Source organism: Pseudomonas sp. P5_A2_2 (assembly GCF_054177685.1).
Window position 1 is genome coordinate 1 of sequence record NZ_JBGCUL010000992.1, and the last position, 1603, is coordinate 1603.

General features: G+C 54.9%; 1 protein-coding gene. It reads right to left on the reverse strand.

Annotation, left to right across the window (positions count from 1 at the left end):
* Nucleotides 1-1603, reverse strand: a 1603-nt coding sequence (locus tag ACXRVY_RS28115) for an efflux RND transporter permease subunit (RefSeq protein WP_458238846.1), incomplete at both ends; no start/stop codon positions are given.

The window sequence follows — 1603 nt, forward strand, 5'->3', positions numbered from 1 at the left end:
GACCTGGAGTGGATTGCTCACTCAACGCCACCGGGCTAGCCACCTTGCGGCCAGAAGCATCATTGCGTGGTGTGGAAGGCAAGAGGAAGTAAGCCAGTGCCGGCAGCAGTAGAAGAGCCCCCACCATGTTCCAGACAAACATGAACGCCAGGAGTACACCCATGTCAGCCTGGAACTTGATTGGGGAAAATACCCAGGTACCCACACCTATCGCCAACGTTATCCCCGTGAGCATTACAACCTTGCCGGTGGAGACCAGGGCGCGGTAGTAAGCTTCGGAGAGGCTTTTACCTTCGCGCAAGAACCCCAGCATGATGGTCATTACATAAAGCGCGTAATCAACGCCGATACCTACACCTAGAGCGATTACCGGCAGGGTCGCCACTTTCACACCGATACCTAAACCGACCATCAGTGCCTCACACAGAATCGACGTGAGCATGAGCGGAATCACGGCACACAGAGTGGCTCGCCAGGACCTGAAGGTGACGAGGCAGAGCAAAATAACCGCGCCATACACCCAGAACAGCATCTCGCGATTGGCCTCTTTGACCACAATGTTCGTCGCCGCCTCAATTCCCGCATTACCGGCGGCAAGCTGGAATTTGACCTCATCAGTGTCATTAGCCGCTGCAAACGCTTCGACGTGACTAACCAGGCGCGAAAGGGTTTCGGCCTTATGGTCTTTGAGAAAAACGTAAAGCGTCAGCAGGCTGCAGGACTCGTTGTAAAGTCCACGTGGCGCGCTGGCGGTAATCATGTTGAGCATTGCCTGGTTGTTTTGCAGCTCGTACCACTTCGAGTTGCCCTCAGACAGCCCAACCAACATACGACGATTCAGCAGAGCCATGGAGTTCGTTGAGTCTACCCCGGGCAAACTACGCAACTGCCAATCCAAATCGTCGACCTTACGCAAGATATCGTAGCGCGAGCAGGCACTCTTCGGCGTCTTCACCATAATGGCGAACAAGTCACTACTGGCTCCGTAGCTACGCGTCATGAAGGCATCATCCAGGTTATAACGCGAGTCCGGACGTAGCTCTGGCGCACCAGCATCCAGATCGCCAATTGCCAGATGCAAGCTGACCATAAAGCCCAGCACAGCGGCCACCAGGCTGACACCTACGCTGATCAAGGCCCATCGCTTGCGAGTAAAAAGATCAAGGAATCGCCAAAAAACGTGTCGCGCTTGACCACTCTGCTCTGTCCGTTCGCTCTTGAGGCTTAGTTCGGCCGCGCGGGGATTGACGCCAACATAGGAGAGCAGGACGGGTAGCAGAATGAGGTTGGTGAAAATCAGCACGGCAACGCCGATGCTAGCGATAACGGCCAAGTCTTGTATGACTTTGATCTGAATAATCATTAGCACGGCGAAACCCACCGCATCACACAGCAGCGCAGTCAGACCGGCGAGAAACAGGCGACGAAACGTGAAGCGCGCAGCAACCACTCGGTGCATGCCACGACCAATATCCTGCATGATGCCGTTCATTTTCTGGGCGCCATGACTCATGCCAATGGCAAACACGAGAAAGGGCACCAGGACCGAATACGGGTCAAGCTCATACCCCAACAACGGCAGCAATCCAAGCTGCCAGACTAC